The sequence below is a fragment of the Microbacterium sp. CBA3102 genome, from assembly GCF_007954505.1.
GTDB classification, from domain to species: domain Bacteria; phylum Actinomycetota; class Actinomycetes; order Actinomycetales; family Microbacteriaceae; genus Microbacterium; species Microbacterium aurugineum.
Genome location: NZ_CP042412.1, coordinates 1,722,707 through 1,739,136 on the forward strand (window position 1 = coordinate 1,722,707; position 16,430 = coordinate 1,739,136).

The window sequence follows — 16,430 nt, forward strand, 5'->3', positions numbered from 1 at the left end:
CACCCCAGCTGGTAGGCGCGCATCGTGCGCTCGGGGGTTCCCGCGCCGTGGTCGAACGGAGAGGGCGTGTCTCACCAATGGGTCAGCGGTCACGGTCATGAGAGCTCAGTTTTTTGAGGTAGGCGTTGTACATGTCGAGGTCGGTGTTCCCGTGCACGTCGGCGTACCGGTCGGCCGCGGCAGCCCGGGCGGTGTCGCTGCGGAACCAGCGATGCATCACGTAGATCAACATCAGCACGGTCGGGGCTTCACCGTAGGACCATGCCAGAGCGCCGGCTAGCTGCTGATCGGCGAGGGGATCGATGCCCAGTGCTTTGGTGGGGGCGACGAATGAGCCGACCAGGATCGTGCTGGCCATCATGAGGAACACCCCGAAGAACGCGTGGAGCGCGGCTTCAGCAAACACGTCCAGTGCACGGGCACCATGACCCAACCTGACCGGCAGCGGATCGGAGGACAGGATGGGGATGGTGAAGAGCATGCCGGCGAGGAGGAATCCGACCTCGAGTGCGACGTGGCCCCCGGGGAGAGCGAGGATGGCATCGGCAGCACCCGCAAGGTAGATGCCGTAGAACGCGAACAGGTACAGCGGGACAGTGGCCCACGGGCTGAGTATCCATTTCGCGGCCGGGCTTCGAAGAGCACTGTGGGCCGCTGTGAGGACTACCCGTCCCGCCCCATGGTGCGGTGTTGATCGCAGAAGAAGGGTTCCGGGTGAGCCGAGGACCAGTAGCGGCGGCACCATCATCATCAGAGTGAGCTGCTGGAACATGAAAACGGACACCAGCGCCTGGCCGTAGGTTTCAACACCCAGACCGGTGACCGCCGCGAGGAGAACGCACCCGAGCAGGAAGCTGACCGTGCGCCACACGGGCCAACGACGCCCGTGCGTCCACAACCGGATCGCGCCGACGAGATACAGCGCAGCGAGGATCCCCGCAACGATCGGTAGCACTGGAAGCGGAATGTCGGCCGGTGCGAGGAACGCCTGCAGAGATGGGGGGCTGTCGGGGATCTCGCCGCTCATACGCATGGTCGTGACAAGAAGATCGCGCAGTTCACTTCCGGATCACCTTGATCGTCGCCCCCGCTGCCAGGAACACCACGGCCGCGATGGGTTGTGCTGTGGTCCACACGACACCGGAGAAGGGGAAGGGCATCACCGGATTCCAGAGCACGGCAATGGCGAGGAAGACCGGGATCCACCACCAGTGGCGTGCCTGGAGCGCAAACCACGCGACGATCAGCCCGAAAATTGAGGCAATGAAGAGGACGAGCGGCGCCCAATTCGCCTGGAAGAGCGCCGGGGCCAGAAACAGGATCGCGGCGGCGACGAGGCTGGGGGCCAGGGCGTTCCGCTGGTAAGTGGAGGGGACGCGTTCTTTGGGACTCATGGGTGAACCGTTTCTTCGGCGGGTACAGGGTCGTCGGGGCGGGACGTGGGGTCTGGCCGGCGACGGCTCGTGCGCAGACCCGCGACGATGAGGAACACGGCACCGATGCCGAGAGCGATATCGGCGAGGTTGCCGATGAACAGGTTCCCGTAGGCGAGGAAATCGGTGACGTGCCCGATCCCGAACGCGGGCGGCGAGAATAAGCGATCGATGAGGTTCCCGATCGCACCGCCCACGATGAAACCGAAACCAACCGCCGACCACACGTTCCGGGCTCGGGTGGCGGCAACGATGAGGACCGCGGTGACAGCGACCCCGATGACGGTGATGACCCATGTGGAGCCTTCCCCGAGCGAGAAGATCGCCCCGGGGTTGAAGGCCAGTTGAAGACCGAGCCAGTCACCGATCAGCGGTATACGCGCATCCTGCCGCAACGTGTTCAGAGCAAGAGTCTTGGTGCCTTGATCGATCAGGATGACGATGGCGGCGACGATGAGCATCACGGCCGACCGGCGGACTCGATCACGCATCGGCGTCTTTCTCCTTAGCTGCAGCATCCTTGGCGGCCTGTGCGCGGTCGCGCTGGTGACGCTGGCGCCCGGCCATAACCACTCCCACAACGCCGATCCCCAGAATCAGTGCCAGACCCGAGAGGAAGAACAGGGGGAGCAGTTCGAAAGCACCGCCACCGGATGCCGTGCCACCGTATGTTTGCGCGGGTCGGGCCGGTTCCGGCTCCTCCGTTGGGGAGGTTTCAGGGGTGGGGCTTGTGGTCGGAGTGCTGGGTTCCGTGTCCGTCGCGGGCGTGACGGTGTACACATACTCCCCGTTGATCGGGTGTCCGTCGGCGGAGACGGTCTTCCAGCGGACGGTGAAGATGCCGGTTGCGGCGTCGGGGGAGAGGTGTTGAGTGATCGAGTCACCGCTCACCGTTGGCGGGTCGACGGCGACGTTTGCTCCGCTTTCATCGATAACCTCGACGACCGTTGCATCGTCACCACCGGTGAGGGCCCCGGTGAACATCAAAGAGATCTCGTCGGGGGAGCCGTTGATGGTCGAGTCGGCGGTGGGGTACGACGAAACGAAGTCGTCGTGAGCGGCCGCCGGAGATGCAGTCCCAAGGACGACGGATGCCGACAACAACAGGGTGGTGAGGACGGCAGCGGTGCGTGCCGAGAGGCGTTTATGCATGGGTGTCGTGCTCTCCGGGGTGGGATTCGGGTTCGATCTGAAAGGTGGAGTGTTCGATGCTCACGGCGAAATGTTCGCTGACGCATTGCTGAAGTGATGTCAGCAGTGCGGCGGAAGCTTCCATCGTGACGGTGTCATCGACCACGACATGGGCGGTGAGCGTGGGGAGGTCGGTCGAGACCTGGGTCGCGTGGAGGTCGTGCACAGCGACCACGTGCGGCAGGGCAAGGATGTGGCGGCGGACATCCTCGAGATCGAGGCCGGCAGGTGTGGACTCCATCAATACCCGGCCGGATGCTCGCAACAGGATGAGGGTGCGGGGGATGATGAGGAGCGCGATCAAGACGCCCGCGACGGCGTCCGCCTGATACCAACCGAAAACGGCGATGAGGATGGCGCTGGCGATGACGCCGACGGAACCGAGGGCATCGTTGACGACCTCGAGGAACGCGGCGCGCATGTTGAGGTTGCGTCCGCGGCCGCTGAACAATACGAGCATGGAGGCGATGTTGGCGACGAGACCGACGATGCCGAAGAACAGCAGACTTCCCGATGCGATCTCAGGGGGCTCGAACAGCCGCCGTACGCCTTCCACGAGCGCGAAGATACCCACCCCGAGCAGCAGAGCTGCTTGAGCGAGCGCACCGAGCACCTCCGTGCGTTGAAGACCGAAGGTGTACCTGGGAGTCGGGGGACGATTCATCAGATGCGCGGCGGTGACGGCCATCGCCAACCCGACGACATCGGTGAGCATGTGCGCCGCATCAACGAGCAGTGCGAGGCTGCCTGTGATAATCGCCCCGATCACTTCGACGATGAAGACCGAAGAGGTGATCGCGAACGCGATGACCAGGCGATTGCGAGGAGTGGCGTCACCAATACCGTGACTGTGCCCTGCTTCTGTCATGGTGCTCCTTACGGCCGTCCAACGATGAGTCGGGCGACGGTCGCCGCATCACGACCCGCCCCAACGAGGGTGTCCGCATCCGCCCGGGAGTAACGGGGCATGCCAACAGTGAACAGTCCCGGGATGCGTGCACTGACGTGCAAAGGCTGACCGGGCGGCTCCGAATCGGGCAGCCATGCGTCTGCCGGCCTGTACCCGGTCGCAAGGATCACGGAATGCGGCTTCACGGACGCCCCATCGGCGAACATCACGGTGTCTCCGTGAACCTCCGTCACGGCGACGGCATGAGTGACGTCTGTCGAAGCTACGCGGGGGCGTGCCTCGGAGAGCGCACCCTTACGTCGCAGCCTCGACCAGATAGGCCGCTCCGACACCCCTGAGGGTTCCGCTCGAGTGGAGAGGGTGACGTCGTGGGAGGACGCGAGCTCCTCAGCAATCTCCACTCCGCTGAATCCGCCGCCAACGATCAACACGTGGCCGGGAGGTATCTGGGCGGGGTAGAGGTACTGGCTGGAATGCAGCACAACACCGGGTACGGCCAATCCCGGGCGCCAGCCCGGTATGCGCGGCACCGCGGCAGCTCCCGTTGCACAGACCACATTTCGGGTTTGCACTTCCCCGGCGGAGGTCGACAGATGCAGCGTGGATCCGTCGCCCAACCGGTTGATTCCAAGAGCACGAGTGCCCCACACGGTCTTCACACCGAGGGCTTTCTCCACCGAAGACAGGTAATCGGACATCTCATCCACACTCGGATGACGGTCTCCATCGCCCGGGAAAGGGAACCCGCGGACGACACTGTGGCGTGCCGCGCTGCGCAGTTTCATCGACTGCCACCGTGTGGCCCAGCTTCGTCGACCGGGGGGTGCAGAATCGATGATCACGAAGTCTTTCTGTGGCTCAAGCCCAGAGGACCTGAGCGCGGCGGCTGTCGCCAATCCGGAGTGCCCGGCACCGACGATGATGACTCGACGGTGCGATAGCGAACGCGCCATCATTCAGCACCGTTCACGGCGGCTTCAATGCTGTCCTCCAGATCGGTCCACGTTTCCAGCACGACAGGCTCCCCATCGATGAAGAACGAGGGGGTACTGCTGACACCGAGCTGCTCACCCTCGTCGAGATCGAATTGAACCCGTTCCGCTGTCGCCGGATCAGCGACCGCATCATCGAACGCGGCCATGTCCAATCCGAGTTCCTCCGCAAACCCCCGGAACAGGTCCGCACGAGACTCTTGAGCCTCACCCCATTGAGACTGCGTCTCGAACAGGCGGTGATACATGTCTTCGAGCCGTCCCTGCTGCGCTGCGGCTTCGGCAGCGATTGCGGCGTTCTTTGAGTTGAGGTGACCAGGCAGCGGGAAGTAGCGGATCACGTAGGTGATCTCGCCATCGAACTTGCCGCGGAGATCCTCGACGAGGGGATAGAAAGCACCGCAGGCCTCGCACTCGAAATCGAGGAACTCGACCACCGTCACCGCCCCTTCTCCTCCGTCATCGAGGACGTGCGAGTTCTCACGGACGACTTGTGGACCGTCAGCGGTCCCCGTCTCGGGTGCGGCAGCTTGATTCTGATTAATCAGGACGAAGACCAGTGCGACGACCAGCAACACCACGGCGAGAGACACGGTGACAAGTACCGCTTTCACGGAAGATTTCATAACACTCCAGACACACACAACGAACGGGGACGACCAGTGGAGCGCCATCGAAGAGATGGCGCCGCCGGAGTCAGGTCCGCGACAGAGAAAGCTGTGTGAGAGAAGGAGGCAATGCGAACAGGCGCCCCGTCATAGCTGCCAGTGATGGTGCGCGCGGCAAACGTTCGCGAATGTGAGAAGAGGGGACGTGACGGCGGAAGTTCCGCGTGACGATGAGCACCAAGAAGCAGCAGATGATACCCAAGAGGCACCCGGCAACGCCGATCACGATGTCGTTCGCGCTATCCCCGGCCAGGAGTTGTTCCGCGGTCGCGCCGACAACGCTTTCACCCGAACCCGCCGAAAAATGACCAGCAGAAGGCGTCCCTAGTGACGACGAGGATGTGGTGCTCAGATACGGAGTCGCATCTGTCGCATCACGATGGCCGCCCGGCCACGCTCCAACAACGAGAAGAAGCGCCAGCCCGAGGGCTGTAATGATCTTCGTTATCAGGAACTCGTCGGCTCGGCTAACGCATTTGTGAGCGCGACCGTGGACGACCATGACCTCAGGATGGTACCAGCCCGACCAATCAAGTCTTCTTGCGAGCCCCAGAGCCACGCACCCGCTCTACCGGCGAAGCGAGGAAGACTTGGGACGTCCGCTGAGCCAGCCCATCACCCATTCAACTGGGCCAGTTCCAACGAACCGCCACCACAACCAACCCACCACGATCATGCCCGGAACGATCACCAGCCAGCCCAAGTAGAAGTTCTCGGCAGGGCGGCCATACGCGTTACTCCAAAATGCGATGAGACTGCCGTGCAGCAAGTACAGAGACAACGCCACCTGACCGCAGGCGCACAAGGGAACAAAGACAGCACCCCAAAAACGTTCTGCGTGCTCCCGCCGCACCGTAGCCCCCAGCACAACGCAGACGTAGACGGCGAACACCAAGCCAATATCCCTCAGAGAGTCCAGGTAGTCCCCCGATAACACCGTGCCGAAGCGCTGCCCGAAACCCCAGGCAAGATACGCCAACAGCGCCACAGCCGCCATGATCCACAACAAGCGATCGCGTTTCAAGCCGTGACGGATCAACAGGGCACCGATGAGGAACACCGGCAACAGGTTGACCACCCGATACTGAGGGCCCAGGAACATCCAGGTCGTGACCTCACGCACGGGCGGCGGCGCGGTGTAGACCCAAATCCAGGTGCGTGCGACGCTCAGCAATGGCTGACTGGCCAGGACAAGGACCGCTGTCGCGGCAATCACGACCGAGCTGCGCAGGAGTAGAAGGGGCGCGCCGATGATGATCAGCAGCCCGAGATAGCTCAGGATGACCGCCAGCCAGGAGCCCCACGTGGCCATCCAAACACCCAGGACGATGAGGAACAGGCCACGCAGAGTCTGTTGCAGCAACGTCACCCCCACAGCGCCGCCGCGTCTCCACACAAGCTCCGCCGACATGCCCATGACAAGAGCGAAGAGCGGCGACGCGACACTACTGAAGTTCGCCGTGACGAATTGCACCGCCCACGGTGCGTTCGGCACGAAAGGAGCCGCGTGCGCGATGAGCATCGCGACAATCGCGAACCCGCGGAGCGCGTCCGGAACCAGAAGACGGCTCATGTCAGAGACGCGTCGAGCTCGCCTGTGCATTCTGGGCGGCAGCGTTCTTTCGGGCTCGAAGACCATGCCCTGAGGGCATTGGCTTGACCGCATAGGAAATAGGTCAGCGGAGACTGTATAGTTCAGCTTATGCTGACCATTGCTTCTCGTCTCGACGTCATGAACCGGCTCGGCCGCGCCATGGCTGATCCTACGCGTTCTCGGATTCTCATGACTCTGCTCGGTGGCCCGAGCTACCCCGCAGTCCTGTCCCGTGAGCTAGAGCTGACGCGCTCCAACGTGTCGAACCATCTCACCTGCCTGCGTGACTGCGGGATCGTTGTCGCCGAGCCTGAGGGCCGCCAAACCCGCTACGAGATCGCCGACCCGCATCTTGCGGCTGCGCTCGTCGCGCTCGTGGACGTGACACTGGCGGTCGATGAGCACGCGCCCTGCGTGGACTCAGCGTGCATGGTGGCTGGCTGCTGTGGGACGGGGGCTGACGCGTGAGCGAGGCGTGTGGCTGCGAGCACGAGCCTGCCGCGACGGCAGGCGAAGAGATCGAAGAGGCCGAGCGGCCCTGGTGGAGAGACCGCGGGGTCATGGTGCCGGTGTTCTCCGGCGTTGCGTTCCTGGCCGGTCTGATCTTCGAGTGGTCCGGGCTCGAGATCCCGGCACTGGTGCTGTTCTGGGTCGGACTGCTGCTGGGCGCATCGACGTTCACGCCCGGCGCGATCCGGAAACTGTTCAAGGGCAAGCTCGGCATCGGGCTGCTGATGACGATCAGCGCGATCGGTGCCGTCATCCTCGGGTACGTGGAGGAGGCTGCAGCTCTGGCGTTCTTGTACTCGATCGCGGAGGCGCTTGAGGACAAGGCGATGGACCGCGCCCGCGGCGGACTGAGGGCACTACTGAAGCTCGTGCCGGAAACAGCGACCGTGCTTCAGAGCGGTGTCTCCGCGCAGGTGCCGGCGAAAGAGTTGACGGTCGGCCAGGTCATGGTGGTCCGCCCGGGTGAGCGGATCGCGACTGATGGGGTCGTGCGTTCTGGTCGCTCCAGCCTGGATACCTCGGCGATCACCGGGGAGTCGATCCCGGTCGAAGTTGAGCCCGGGAATGCGGTGTCGGCCGGTGCGATCAACAGCGCCGGTGTCCTGGAAGTCGAGGCGACCGCTGCGGGCACCGATAACTCGCTCACGACGATCGTGGAGCTGGTAGAGAAAGCGCAGACCGAGAAGGGCGAGCGTGCCCGTCTGGCGGACAGGATCGCCCGCCCGCTCGTACCCGGAGTACTGATCCTCGCTGCGCTCGTCGCGATCATCGGGTCGCTGCTGGGCGACCCGGAGGTGTGGATCACTCGCGCACTCGTCGTGCTGGTCGCCGCTTCTCCGTGTGCGCTGGCAATCTCGGTTCCGCTGACGGTCGTCGCGGCGATCGGTGCGGCGAGCAAGTTCGGCGTGATCATCAAGTCCGGCGCCGTTTTCGAGCGCTTCGGCACGGTCCGCCACGTTGCCGTCGACAAGACCGGCACCCTCACCCGCAACGAACCGGCGGTCACCGCCGTGCTCACCACAGATGGCGTTACGGAGGCTCAGGCGCTGGCGTGGGCGGCCGCGTTGGAGCAGCACAGCACCCATCCTCTCGCCTCAGCGATCACTGCCGCAGCCCCGGGGACACCGGGAGCTGCAGATGTGACCGAGCAGGCCGGGCACGGCATCGACGGCACCGTCGACGGATCGAGAATCACCGTCGGCAGTCCCCGCTGGCTGAACGCCGGCGACCTCGCGGAGCGGGTCGGCGAGTTGGAAGAGCAGGGCATGACCGTCGTGATCGTCCACCGCGACGGGTCACCGGTCGCCGCGATCGGCGTTCGGGACGAGCTGCGCCCGGAAGTCCCCGAGGTCGTCCGGACACTCACCGGCCAGGGCGTCGGGGTGACGATGCTCACCGGCGACAACGCCCGGACCGCTCGTGCACTGGCGGCACAGGCAGGGATCAGCGACGTGCGCGCGGAGCTGCGCCCGGAGGACAAGGCGACCGCGATCGGGGAACTGTCGACGGCGGGACCGGTCGCGATGATCGGCGACGGCATTAACGATGCCCCGGCCCTCGCTGGCGCGGACATCGGTATCGCGATGGGCGCGACCGGCTCCGACGCAGCGATCGAATCCGCCGACGTGGCCTTCACCGGCCATGATCTGCGCCTCATCCCGCGGGCGTTCGACCACGCCCGGCGCGGTCGACGGATCATCAACCAGAACATCGTCCTGTCGCTGCTGATTATCACCGCACTGCTCCCGCTGGCACTGTTCGGGGTCCTGGGGCTGGCGGCTGTCGTCCTGGTCCATGAGGTTGCGGAGGTCATCGTGATCCTTAACGGCCTGCGTGCCGCCCGCACCCGCACGCCACGGTTGGGAAGCTGATGCTCGCGACCATCGGTTCAGCGATCGGCCTGTTCGCGGCAACTAACATCGACGACATTGTCGTGCTTACCGTGCTGTTCCTCGCTTCCAGTCGAGGGAAGCCCCGGCCGTGGCAGATCGTCGCGGGCCAGTATCTCGGGTTCATCACCCTCGTCGTGATCAGCGTGATCGCCGCTCTCGGTCTCACCATCGTTCCGGACGAATGGGTCGGTTTCCTGGGTCTGATCCCGCTCGGCATCGGCATCTGGACGCTCATTCGCGGCCTGCGCCGTAACGGCGATGACGATGATGACGACTCCAAGATCACCGCGGTCGGACTATGGGGTGTCGCGGGTATCACGATCGCCAACGGGGCCGACAACATCTCCCTCTACACGCCGATCTTCCGCACCAGCGCCCCCAGCGACGTCGCGATCATGATCGTCGTGTTCCTGGTCCTCGTCGCGGTCTGGTGCGCGGCCGGCCGGCTGATCGGCACCAACAAGGCTGTCACGGAGGGGCTGGAGCGCGTCGAGCACTGGCTCGTACCGGCCGTGTTCATCGGTCTGGGCCTGTTCATCCTGATCGAATCTGGGGTCATCGTCCGTCTGCTCGAGGTGCTCGCATGACCTTCTCCCAGGCAGAGGCTCATCCGCCCGCTGCGCGCAAGCTGTCGTCGACGCGGCGGCAGCTCACTGGTGGAGCGCTCTTGATCGCCGTGGTTGTCGTGCTGATTGATCAGGGAACGAAGGTGTGGGCCGAAGCGACCCTCACCGAGCGTGAGCGCATCCCGCTGATCGGTGACCTGCTGGGTTTGCAGCTCGCCTATAACCCCGGAGCGGCATTCTCGTTCGGGGAAGGCTTCACCTGGGTGTTCGCGCTGCTCGCTGTCGCCGCCACGGTCACAGCGATCGTGTTCGCGTTCCGAGTGCAACGCGTGGGATGGGCGATCGTCATCGGCGCGCTCGGCGGCGCTGCCGCCTCACACGCAGGAGACCGCCTTTTCCGCGACCCCGGATTCGCCCGGGGTCACGTCGTGGACTTCCTCGCCTACGGAAACTGGTTCATCGGCAACATCGCCGACATCGTGATCTTCGCCGCAGCGATCACCGGAGCAGTTTTCATGATCCGCGACGGGGATGAGAGCACCGAGTGAGATTCCGTTGCGCGGTGGTGGGACACCCATCAACTCGCCCTCTACCTCGGCGTGATCGCCGTCGGCAGCCGTTGAGTGAGTTCACGCCTAGGCAGGCGGGCGGTCGCGATGTAGGCGCAGAGCCACCCACCAGCCGCATCGTCGACAGATGAAAGCGCGATCGTCTCCGAGTGAGTGCAGCTTCTTGCGTGGCAAATGTCGCCCGCAGCACGTGCGTGCAACGTCCTCGTCAGTCGCCATGAGCGGAGAGCGCCTCTCGAATCTGTTCAACCGTTGGCATCCCGGCCAGCCCAGCAGGGGTGCTGTAAATACGGCAGGCGAGGTCATTGCTTCGCCCCGACCCCGGAAAGAGATCGTTGCCATCCAGGGTGATCGTGGGGGAGCCCGCGAACGAGACTGCGCCCGCGTCCTCCTCCGTCCGGATGAGTCGGTAGTGAACCTCCGATTCGTCGTGGCCTGTTTCTCGTAGCGCCTCAGAAACACGACGGCCAGCCTCAACCCAGCTGGGGCAACCAGCGATATAAAGCAGCTCAATCTCCACGACTCAATCATCCTCGACTTCGCTGTTGATGTCGTGCCCGGGCTACCACCGAAAACGATCGTTTCCGGCAGCCCCCTCCCAGGCCGCCGGCCGACCACACGACACGCCGGCCGTGCGCCGACCGAAACCCCCTGCCGGAACCTGCCGCGCCGAAACCGTCCGCTCGACGTTTTAGGCAGGACGGGTTGAGACGCGATTACCGACAAGTTTCGTGAGACAACGGGCGCTTTCGGCGCCGCATCAGCCACCCGTCTTTCCGGGGCTGCTCTGTCTCACCAGCCGACAACTTTCGTGAGATCGGACAATGTCCCTTCTCAAGAGGTGGCGGATTCTCACGTAGTTGGCGGAACGTCTCACGAAACGTGTCGGATGCTCACGAGAGGTGTCGGACCTGTGATTGGCGGCAGGGTCATCGACCCTGCCGTAAACGATCGTTTCCGGCGCGGTCCGGATGTCTGTCTCGAGCCGGCTGCCGCAAAGGTTCGCCGGAACGGGCTTTCGGCAGGGAGTTTCGGACAGCTCGGGACCCACTATCGGCTCGGGCTTCTGGTCTAATCAGGGGATGGTGGCAAAGTCGTTCAGGGCTGGTCCGAAGGCTCATCCGGGTGATCGGGTCGCAATGATATCGCCTGCATCCGCCGCTCCAGCGATCTCGCCCACCCTGCACGAGCAGGCGATGCGCCGGCTGACCGAGGCGACAGGACTGATCCCGGTCGAATACCCAACTACCCGGCAACTTGGCGCAAGTGCGGAGGCCCGTGCTGCCGACGTCACCGAAGCTTTCGCAGACCCGAGCATCCGCGCCGTGCTGGCCACGATCGGCGGAGACGATCAGGTGACCGTCATTCCGCATATCGACGCCCGGGTGCTCGCGGCGAATCCGAAGCCCTTCCTGGGCTACAGCGACAACACGAACCTGCATAATCTGCTCTGGAACCTCGGCGTGCCGAGCTTCTATGGCGGGTCTACCCAAGTGCACCTTGGGCCTGGTCCTCATCTCGATGACATCCACGTGCGGTCGCTGCGGGCTGCCCTGCTCGACGGCGGGACTCTCGAGCTCACCGAGCCAGGCGAGTCCGAGGACTTCGGGTGGCCGTGGGAAGACCCACGGTCTCTGTTGCACTTCGGTGCACGTGAGGCCACCGAGCCATGGACGTGGGTCGGACCAGAGAAGGCCGTGTCTGGTCGCAGCTGGGGCGGAGGCATCGAGGTCATCGACCAGATTGTTCTTGCCGGACGAATGCCGATGTCTCTGACTTCGACGGGGCGATTCTTCTGCTGGAGACCGGCGGGGAGGGGCCGTCTGCGACCGAGGTCAAGCGTTGGGTACGCGCCCTGGGCGAGCGTGGAGTCCTCAGCGTCGTTGCCGGTGTGCTTGTTGCCAGACCGCCGGTTAGCAAATTGCACTCACCCGTGCCCTCGACCCCGGAGCGAACCCGTCTGCGCGAGGCGCAACGGGACACCATCATCGAGCAAATCATCAGGTACAACCCCGACGCGGTGGTCTGCGTCGGGGTGCCGTTCGGGCACACCCGTCCGCAGTGGATCGTCCCACATGGCGGCACCATTGCGCTCGACGGAGCACGCCGCATGGTGACTGCGGACTACTGAGTAATCCAGCCGTAAACGCTCGTCACAATCGCTCATCGGCAGGGGTTTTCGGCGGGCGCAGTGCTCGGGGACATTCACCCCACGGTTACCCGGACAGCGTGGGACAATCTTGCGTGCTTTCTATTGCTCATGAGCCGGATGCTTACCCGTGCCCCTTCTGCGGACTTCAGCGCGGCAACTTCAATGAGCGAAACCGTCCTTCGGATGTCGTCGCCGTGACAGAGCGTGCGTTCGCGCGCATCGCGCCGAAGTGGTGGCCAGGCCACCCTGGTGCCGTTCTCGTGATTCCCCGCACGCACGTTGAGAACATCTACGCGCTGACGCCGGAGGACAGCCACGCAGTCTGGGACCTTACGCAGCGTGTTGCGGTGGGTATTCGCTCGGCATACGGATGCGAGGGCACGTCGATCCGGCAGCACAATGAGCCTGCAGGAGATCAGGACGTCTGGCACCTTCAGGTGCATGTGTTTCCACGCTATGACGACGACGACCTCTATCGGCGCCACGATCAGTCGATTTGGGTTGCACCGAACAGGCGAGCACCGTACGCCGTCGGGCTGCGCAGGGCGCTCGGCATGCCGTTTTCCTTCGAGGACTGAACCGCGTTCACCGACGAAGGTCGTGTGAGCTTGGAGGTCAGCTTCGCGACGCTCGGCTGACGCCCTTGCTCATCGATTCACTCGCTGAGGACGCGCCCCATCACCTGTCGGTTGTCGCCGTAGGTGGCAAGGCTCACCCATCCTCTCGACGAGTAGAGTCGCACAGCCGGGTCGTCCGGACTGCTCGACGTTGCGAGGAGCGCGCGACGATGGTCAAGGTTCGCGAGCAGAGCGTCGTGTAGCTGACCTCCGATGCCTCGGCCCCGCGCTTCGGGAGTCACCGCGAGCTCAACGAACTCAAAATGTCCGCCGACCCATCCGCTAACTTTCGAGCCAAGCTCGCGCGTGATGAAGTCAGACCAATACTGTCCGCGTTCCCCGGTGTAACCCCATGCGAACCCGATCAGCCGCCCGTCATCATGGGCAACAGCGAGGCGGTATCCGGAACGCGAGCGATGACGGTCCCACGGCGACACCGCCCACTCGTCTGGATCGTTTACCGGCCCGAACGCCGCGGTCCAGACGCCAAGAACCTCATCGCGGTGCGCCGACGCGTCTGTGTCGGACACGGTTTCAATCGTGATCACGCCTTCATCGTCGCAGGAGAAGGCAGCATGCCGGAAACGATCGTTTCCGGCGCGAGCGCGACGGCAAGCCCTGGGAGGCCGCCAAAAACGGTCCCCACAACGGACTATCGGCAGCCGCTTTCGGCTGAGGTTCGACTGCTCGCACGCCCGACACGAGGTCATCGGTCGACACCCTCGGCGGCGCTTCGAAGCTAGTTGAGACGGTTCGGGCGGTTTCGGCATGTTCTATATGAGGAACCTTGATGGGAGGACCCGATGAAGCAGTTGCGATGGGATCTGGCGTCCGCCGACCCCGCTTCTGACCCAGAAGATCCGAGGCTTCATCAGCTCGTGCGAGAGATGGCTGCCCGTGTGCAAGAAGCTGCGACGGTGGAACCAGCGGCACACGCGCCGTGGTGGAAGCGTCGGCGCAACACGATTCCTCTCTTGATTGGGGGAGCCGTGGCGTTGACCGGGGCGGCAGTGGTGATCCCGCTCAACTCGTGGGTGGACTATCAGCAGGTGCAGCTCGACGCGGAGATTCCGATTGTGTACGTGATGGACACCGGTGTCGAGGTGGGTTGCCGATACGGCATCTACTTCGGCCGTCCTGCCGCACGAAGCGAGGCAGACGAAAAACTCGCTGAATTCGTCCGGAACCACGACTGGACGGGAATCGGGCAGCGCATATACGACAGGGCGATCGATAATCCGTTCACCCCAGGTCCGGGTGATGATTGGAAAAATGACAGCCAGGAGCTACGTGATCAGGCGTCGTTCATCCATGCGACCGACTTGATACTGGAGGAGATCCCGAAAGAGCTGCAGCAGACCATGAAAGTGTCCAGCGCCACGATGGATTGCAAGGGGCAGTTGCGTTGATCAGTCAGCGCTCATCGCCGCCAGAACTTCGCGACTGGCTAGAGATCGTGATCGAAGAGAATGTTGACGACCTCCTTCGGTATCTTCAGCGTCGTGTGGACAACCGCGAAGATGCCGCCGATCTGCTCGCGCACGTACTCTTCGCACTCTGGAAGAGCGTCGGCCGACTCCCTACGACCGACGAGGGAGCGCGACGTTGGTGTTACGGCATCGCACGCAACGTGCTCCGCGAGCACTACAGGCATGCCTCGAAGCAACTCGGGCTTGCCGACACGCTGCGTGAGCAACTTCGCGGGCAAGGGGTGAACGACAATGCGGCCGATACAGTCGCAGAATCAAACGCGAGGGCACAGCGAGTGCGCCAAGCAGTGATGTCACTTGATGAGCGATCGAGGGAGCTTGTGATGCTGGTGCATTGGGATGGGTTCAGCATTGCTGAGGCTTCCCGCCTTCTTTCGATCAATGAGTCCACGGCACGCACAAGGCATGGGAGAGCCCTGCAGCGTCTTCAACGCCGCCTTGAAGACCGGAACGACGAATCGAGCATCGGCCGCCGCTCGTCCCGATTTCGCAGGAGACCGCTCGCCGCAGATGCGAGCAACTAAGAGACGAAGGGATTGAGCGAAGCATGCAGACGCTACCCAATACCTCGTGGGGCCTGATCGCAGGCTCCTTGATCGTCCTGGCACTTGTGATCAGCGCGGCTGCTGGTCTTGGCGCGTCCTCCCGAGTTCTCGGTTTGCATGTGCCGTATATCTCGCACAGTGCCGGTACGTGGATCGGCGGTCACCGTGCCGCGCTCTGGATCGTTGTTCCTTGTAACGTTGCCGCGCTCGTTCTCGCGCGAAGCGACCCACTCCTCGTGGCCGGCTGGCTCGCCTGGGGTTGCGGCATCGTGGGCGGCGGGCTTGCGGCGATGTTCCGAGCCCGCCGCTTGATGAACGACGCGCAGTGAGCTGCGCACCAATGCGCGCGAGGAACAAGGGCGACCTGCGCCCACCGGAAACGATCGTTTCCGGCATCCGCGTCGAGGCCGCTGGTTGACTGCGTGACACGCCGGTCGCGCACCCGCCGAAACTCCCTGCCGGAATCTGATGCGCCGAAACCGTCCGCTCGACGTTCTGGGCAGGACGGGATGAAACGCGATTACCGACAACTTTCGTGAGACAACCAGGCCCCTCGGCAGCGCGCCCCGCACCATGAACGCTCGTCATAGTCGTCAAACTGCAGGGGCTTCCGGCTGATCGCGGGGGCGGGTGAGCATGTACCCCGGTTCCGCCGCCGACGTCGAGCACACGGCTGTGCGGATCGAGTCGCGTGGAGACCAGCTATTGCACGCGAAGGAACTCCAACTGGCCAATCGCAGAGCGGGTGACGAGGCGATCTGCCTCAGAGAATTGCTTCGCGTAGTAGTCGGCGGTCTGTACTGGGAACGGCAGGGGACTCTCCGAGATCTAGGTCCACGCGAGTTCGCGCGGGGCGAGGTGACAGTCGATGAGAACGGCATCCCCGTGACCTACACCGTTCAGCCCGGAGACATCGAGGCGGTGGTCGCTGAACGACTCTGCGCGTACCCAACTCTTGCCTCGTTGAACCACAGGCGCGACATTCACCCCGGCCAGGTGCTCTGGCTCACGCCCGACCCCGACCTCCCTTGGGTGCCGTACTACAACCCTTGGGATGCGCCCGCTGGATTCAGGCAGATTCCGTACCAGCAGGCGATCGAGTCCGCGGGCACGGCCGTTGACGCCGGTGATGTGGACACTGTGAGGAAGGTCTGGAACGGCACTCTGAAGGCTATGTTCACCAGCCAGGAAACCGTCGCCGCCGTCCAGAAGGTCGTCGACTCCGGCGACCTCAACGCCCTCCGCCAACTCTTCTCCTGACGGGGGCTATGTCGGAGTCGGCTCCGTGAGCCGGCTACTAA

At 63.8% G+C, this 16,430-nt stretch carries 20 protein-coding genes and 1 pseudogene; 10 read left to right on the forward strand and 11 right to left on the reverse strand.

Annotated elements, in window-relative coordinates:
- Positions 1-82 precede the first annotated feature (82 nt).
- The 9 genes from FGL91_RS08185 to FGL91_RS08225 form a co-directional block, all read right to left on the reverse strand.
- A complete protein-coding gene (locus tag FGL91_RS08185) occupies positions 83-1,033 on the reverse strand; it encodes a cytochrome c oxidase assembly protein (RefSeq protein WP_058631457.1) in 951 nt (316 codons plus the stop codon).
- 25 nt (positions 1,034-1,058) lie between these two features.
- Positions 1,059-1,394, reverse strand: a complete 336-nt coding sequence (locus FGL91_RS08190; protein WP_045278974.1) for a DUF6804 family protein — start codon at positions 1,392-1,394, stop codon at positions 1,059-1,061.
- Positions 1,391-1,924 carry a signal peptidase II gene (gene lspA / locus FGL91_RS08195; RefSeq protein ID WP_058631456.1) on the reverse strand — a complete coding sequence of 178 codons (534 nt, stop codon included), beginning with the start codon at positions 1,922-1,924 and terminating at the stop codon, positions 1,391-1,393. Before lspA ends, FGL91_RS08190 begins: the two co-directional genes overlap by 4 nt.
- Complete coding sequence (locus FGL91_RS08200) at positions 1,917-2,534, reverse strand: copper resistance CopC family protein (protein ID WP_165875501.1); 618 nt, start codon at positions 2,532-2,534, stop codon at positions 1,917-1,919. Before FGL91_RS08200 ends, lspA begins: the two co-directional genes overlap by 8 nt.
- Before the next feature lie 43 nt (positions 2,535-2,577).
- A complete protein-coding gene (locus tag FGL91_RS08205) occupies positions 2,578-3,492 on the reverse strand; it encodes a cation diffusion facilitator family transporter (protein ID WP_058631454.1) in 915 nt (304 codons plus the stop codon).
- Between the two features lie 8 nt (positions 3,493-3,500).
- Entirely contained in the window at positions 3,501-4,490 is a 990-nt protein-coding gene (locus tag FGL91_RS08210; RefSeq protein ID WP_306300775.1) for a flavin-containing monooxygenase, read from the reverse strand.
- Positions 4,487-5,152, reverse strand: coding sequence for a DsbA family protein (locus FGL91_RS08215; protein ID WP_058631453.1), 666 nt, complete (start codon positions 5,150-5,152; stop codon positions 4,487-4,489). Before FGL91_RS08215 ends, FGL91_RS08210 begins: the two co-directional genes overlap by 4 nt.
- Positions 5,153-5,222: 70 nt before the next feature.
- Entirely contained in the window at positions 5,223-5,696 is a 474-nt protein-coding gene (locus FGL91_RS08220; protein WP_131494210.1) for a hypothetical protein, read from the reverse strand.
- A gap of 66 nt (positions 5,697-5,762) precedes the next feature.
- Positions 5,763-6,767 (reverse strand): acyltransferase family protein, encoded by a 1,005-nt coding sequence (locus FGL91_RS08225; RefSeq protein ID WP_058631452.1) that lies wholly within the window; start codon positions 6,765-6,767, stop codon positions 5,763-5,765.
- Positions 6,768-6,896: 129 nt separating this feature from the next.
- Between FGL91_RS08225 and cmtR the strand changes: the two genes are divergently transcribed.
- The 4 genes from cmtR to FGL91_RS08245 are packed head-to-tail and all read left to right on the forward strand — an operon-like array spanning position 6,897 to position 10,304.
- Entirely contained in the window at positions 6,897-7,256 is a 360-nt protein-coding gene (gene cmtR / locus FGL91_RS08230; protein ID WP_058631451.1) for a Cd(II)/Pb(II)-sensing metalloregulatory transcriptional regulator CmtR, read from the forward strand.
- On the forward strand, positions 7,253-9,169 hold the full coding sequence (locus FGL91_RS08235; RefSeq protein ID WP_058631450.1) for a heavy metal translocating P-type ATPase: 1,917 nt from the start codon (positions 7,253-7,255) through the stop codon (positions 9,167-9,169). Before cmtR ends, FGL91_RS08235 begins: the two co-directional genes overlap by 4 nt.
- Complete coding sequence (locus FGL91_RS08240; RefSeq protein ID WP_153243575.1) at positions 9,169-9,777, forward strand: cadmium resistance transporter; 609 nt, start codon at positions 9,169-9,171, stop codon at positions 9,775-9,777. The genes FGL91_RS08235 and FGL91_RS08240 overlap by 1 nt, the downstream gene beginning before the upstream one ends.
- A complete protein-coding gene (locus tag FGL91_RS08245) occupies positions 9,774-10,304 on the forward strand; it encodes a signal peptidase II (protein ID WP_227991983.1) in 531 nt (176 codons plus the stop codon). Before FGL91_RS08240 ends, FGL91_RS08245 begins: the two co-directional genes overlap by 4 nt.
- A 229-nt stretch (positions 10,305-10,533) precedes the next feature.
- Here FGL91_RS08245 and FGL91_RS08250 read toward each other — a convergent pair whose 3' ends face one another.
- Positions 10,534-10,845 (reverse strand): hypothetical protein, encoded by a 312-nt coding sequence (locus FGL91_RS08250; protein WP_029153956.1) that lies wholly within the window; start codon positions 10,843-10,845, stop codon positions 10,534-10,536.
- 562 nt (positions 10,846-11,407) lie between these two features.
- Here FGL91_RS08250 and FGL91_RS08255 point away from each other — a divergent pair.
- Together FGL91_RS08255 and FGL91_RS08260 are read left to right on the forward strand one after the other, a co-directional pair.
- A pseudogene (locus tag FGL91_RS08255) lies at positions 11,408-12,456 on the forward strand (S66 family peptidase).
- 113 nt (positions 12,457-12,569) lie between these two features.
- Entirely contained in the window at positions 12,570-13,055 is a 486-nt protein-coding gene (locus FGL91_RS08260; protein ID WP_227991985.1) for an HIT family protein, read from the forward strand.
- Between the two features lie 77 nt (positions 13,056-13,132).
- Here the strand turns inward: FGL91_RS08260 and FGL91_RS08265 are convergent, their stop codons facing one another.
- Entirely contained in the window at positions 13,133-13,624 is a 492-nt protein-coding gene (locus FGL91_RS08265) for a GNAT family N-acetyltransferase (protein ID WP_194239348.1), read from the reverse strand.
- Positions 13,625-13,897: 273 nt separating this feature from the next.
- Between FGL91_RS08265 and FGL91_RS08270 the strand changes: the two genes are divergently transcribed.
- From FGL91_RS08270 to FGL91_RS08285, 4 genes are all read left to right on the forward strand, one after another.
- Positions 13,898-14,503, forward strand: coding sequence for a hypothetical protein (locus tag FGL91_RS08270; RefSeq protein WP_153243577.1), 606 nt, complete (start codon positions 13,898-13,900; stop codon positions 14,501-14,503).
- Positions 14,500-15,108 (forward strand): RNA polymerase sigma factor, encoded by a 609-nt coding sequence (locus tag FGL91_RS08275; protein WP_227991986.1) that lies wholly within the window; start codon positions 14,500-14,502, stop codon positions 15,106-15,108. Before FGL91_RS08270 ends, FGL91_RS08275 begins: the two co-directional genes overlap by 4 nt.
- Before the next feature lie 23 nt (positions 15,109-15,131).
- Complete coding sequence (locus tag FGL91_RS08280; RefSeq protein ID WP_153243578.1) at positions 15,132-15,458, forward strand: hypothetical protein; 327 nt, start codon at positions 15,132-15,134, stop codon at positions 15,456-15,458.
- Between the two features lie 301 nt (positions 15,459-15,759).
- On the forward strand, positions 15,760-16,389 hold the full coding sequence (locus FGL91_RS08285; RefSeq protein WP_153243579.1) for a hypothetical protein: 630 nt from the start codon (positions 15,760-15,762) through the stop codon (positions 16,387-16,389).
- Positions 16,390-16,430 lie beyond the last annotated feature (41 nt).

Bases quoted from the DNA above. Each gene is read 5' to 3' on its own strand.
- FGL91_RS08185 (WP_058631457.1), bottom strand. From the start codon at position 1,033: ATGCGTATGAGCGGCGAGATCCCCGACAGCCCCCCATCTCTGCAGGCG.
- FGL91_RS08190 (WP_045278974.1), bottom strand. From the start codon at position 1,394: ATGAGTCCCAAAGAACGCGTCCCCTCCACTTACCAGCGGAACGCCCTG.
- lspA (WP_058631456.1), bottom strand. From the start codon at position 1,924: ATGCGTGATCGAGTCCGCCGGTCGGCCGTGATGCTCATCGTCGCCGCC.
- FGL91_RS08205 (WP_058631454.1), bottom strand. From the start codon at position 3,492: ATGACAGAAGCAGGGCACAGTCACGGTATTGGTGACGCCACTCCTCGC.
- FGL91_RS08210 (WP_306300775.1), bottom strand. From the start codon at position 4,490: ATGATGGCGCGTTCGCTATCGCACCGTCGAGTCATCATCGTCGGTGCC.
- FGL91_RS08215 (WP_058631453.1), bottom strand. From the start codon at position 5,152: ATGAAATCTTCCGTGAAAGCGGTACTTGTCACCGTGTCTCTCGCCGTG.
- FGL91_RS08220 (WP_131494210.1), bottom strand. From the start codon at position 5,696: ATGGTCGTCCACGGTCGCGCTCACAAATGCGTTAGCCGAGCCGACGAG.
- FGL91_RS08225 (WP_058631452.1), bottom strand. From the start codon at position 6,767: ATGAGCCGTCTTCTGGTTCCGGACGCGCTCCGCGGGTTCGCGATTGTC.
- cmtR (WP_058631451.1), top strand. From the start codon at position 6,897: ATGCTGACCATTGCTTCTCGTCTCGACGTCATGAACCGGCTCGGCCGC.
- FGL91_RS08240 (WP_153243575.1), top strand. From the start codon at position 9,169: ATGCTCGCGACCATCGGTTCAGCGATCGGCCTGTTCGCGGCAACTAAC.
- FGL91_RS08245 (WP_227991983.1), top strand. From the start codon at position 9,774: ATGACCTTCTCCCAGGCAGAGGCTCATCCGCCCGCTGCGCGCAAGCTG.
- FGL91_RS08270 (WP_153243577.1), top strand. From the start codon at position 13,898: ATGAAGCAGTTGCGATGGGATCTGGCGTCCGCCGACCCCGCTTCTGAC.
- FGL91_RS08280 (WP_153243578.1), top strand. From the start codon at position 15,132: ATGCAGACGCTACCCAATACCTCGTGGGGCCTGATCGCAGGCTCCTTG.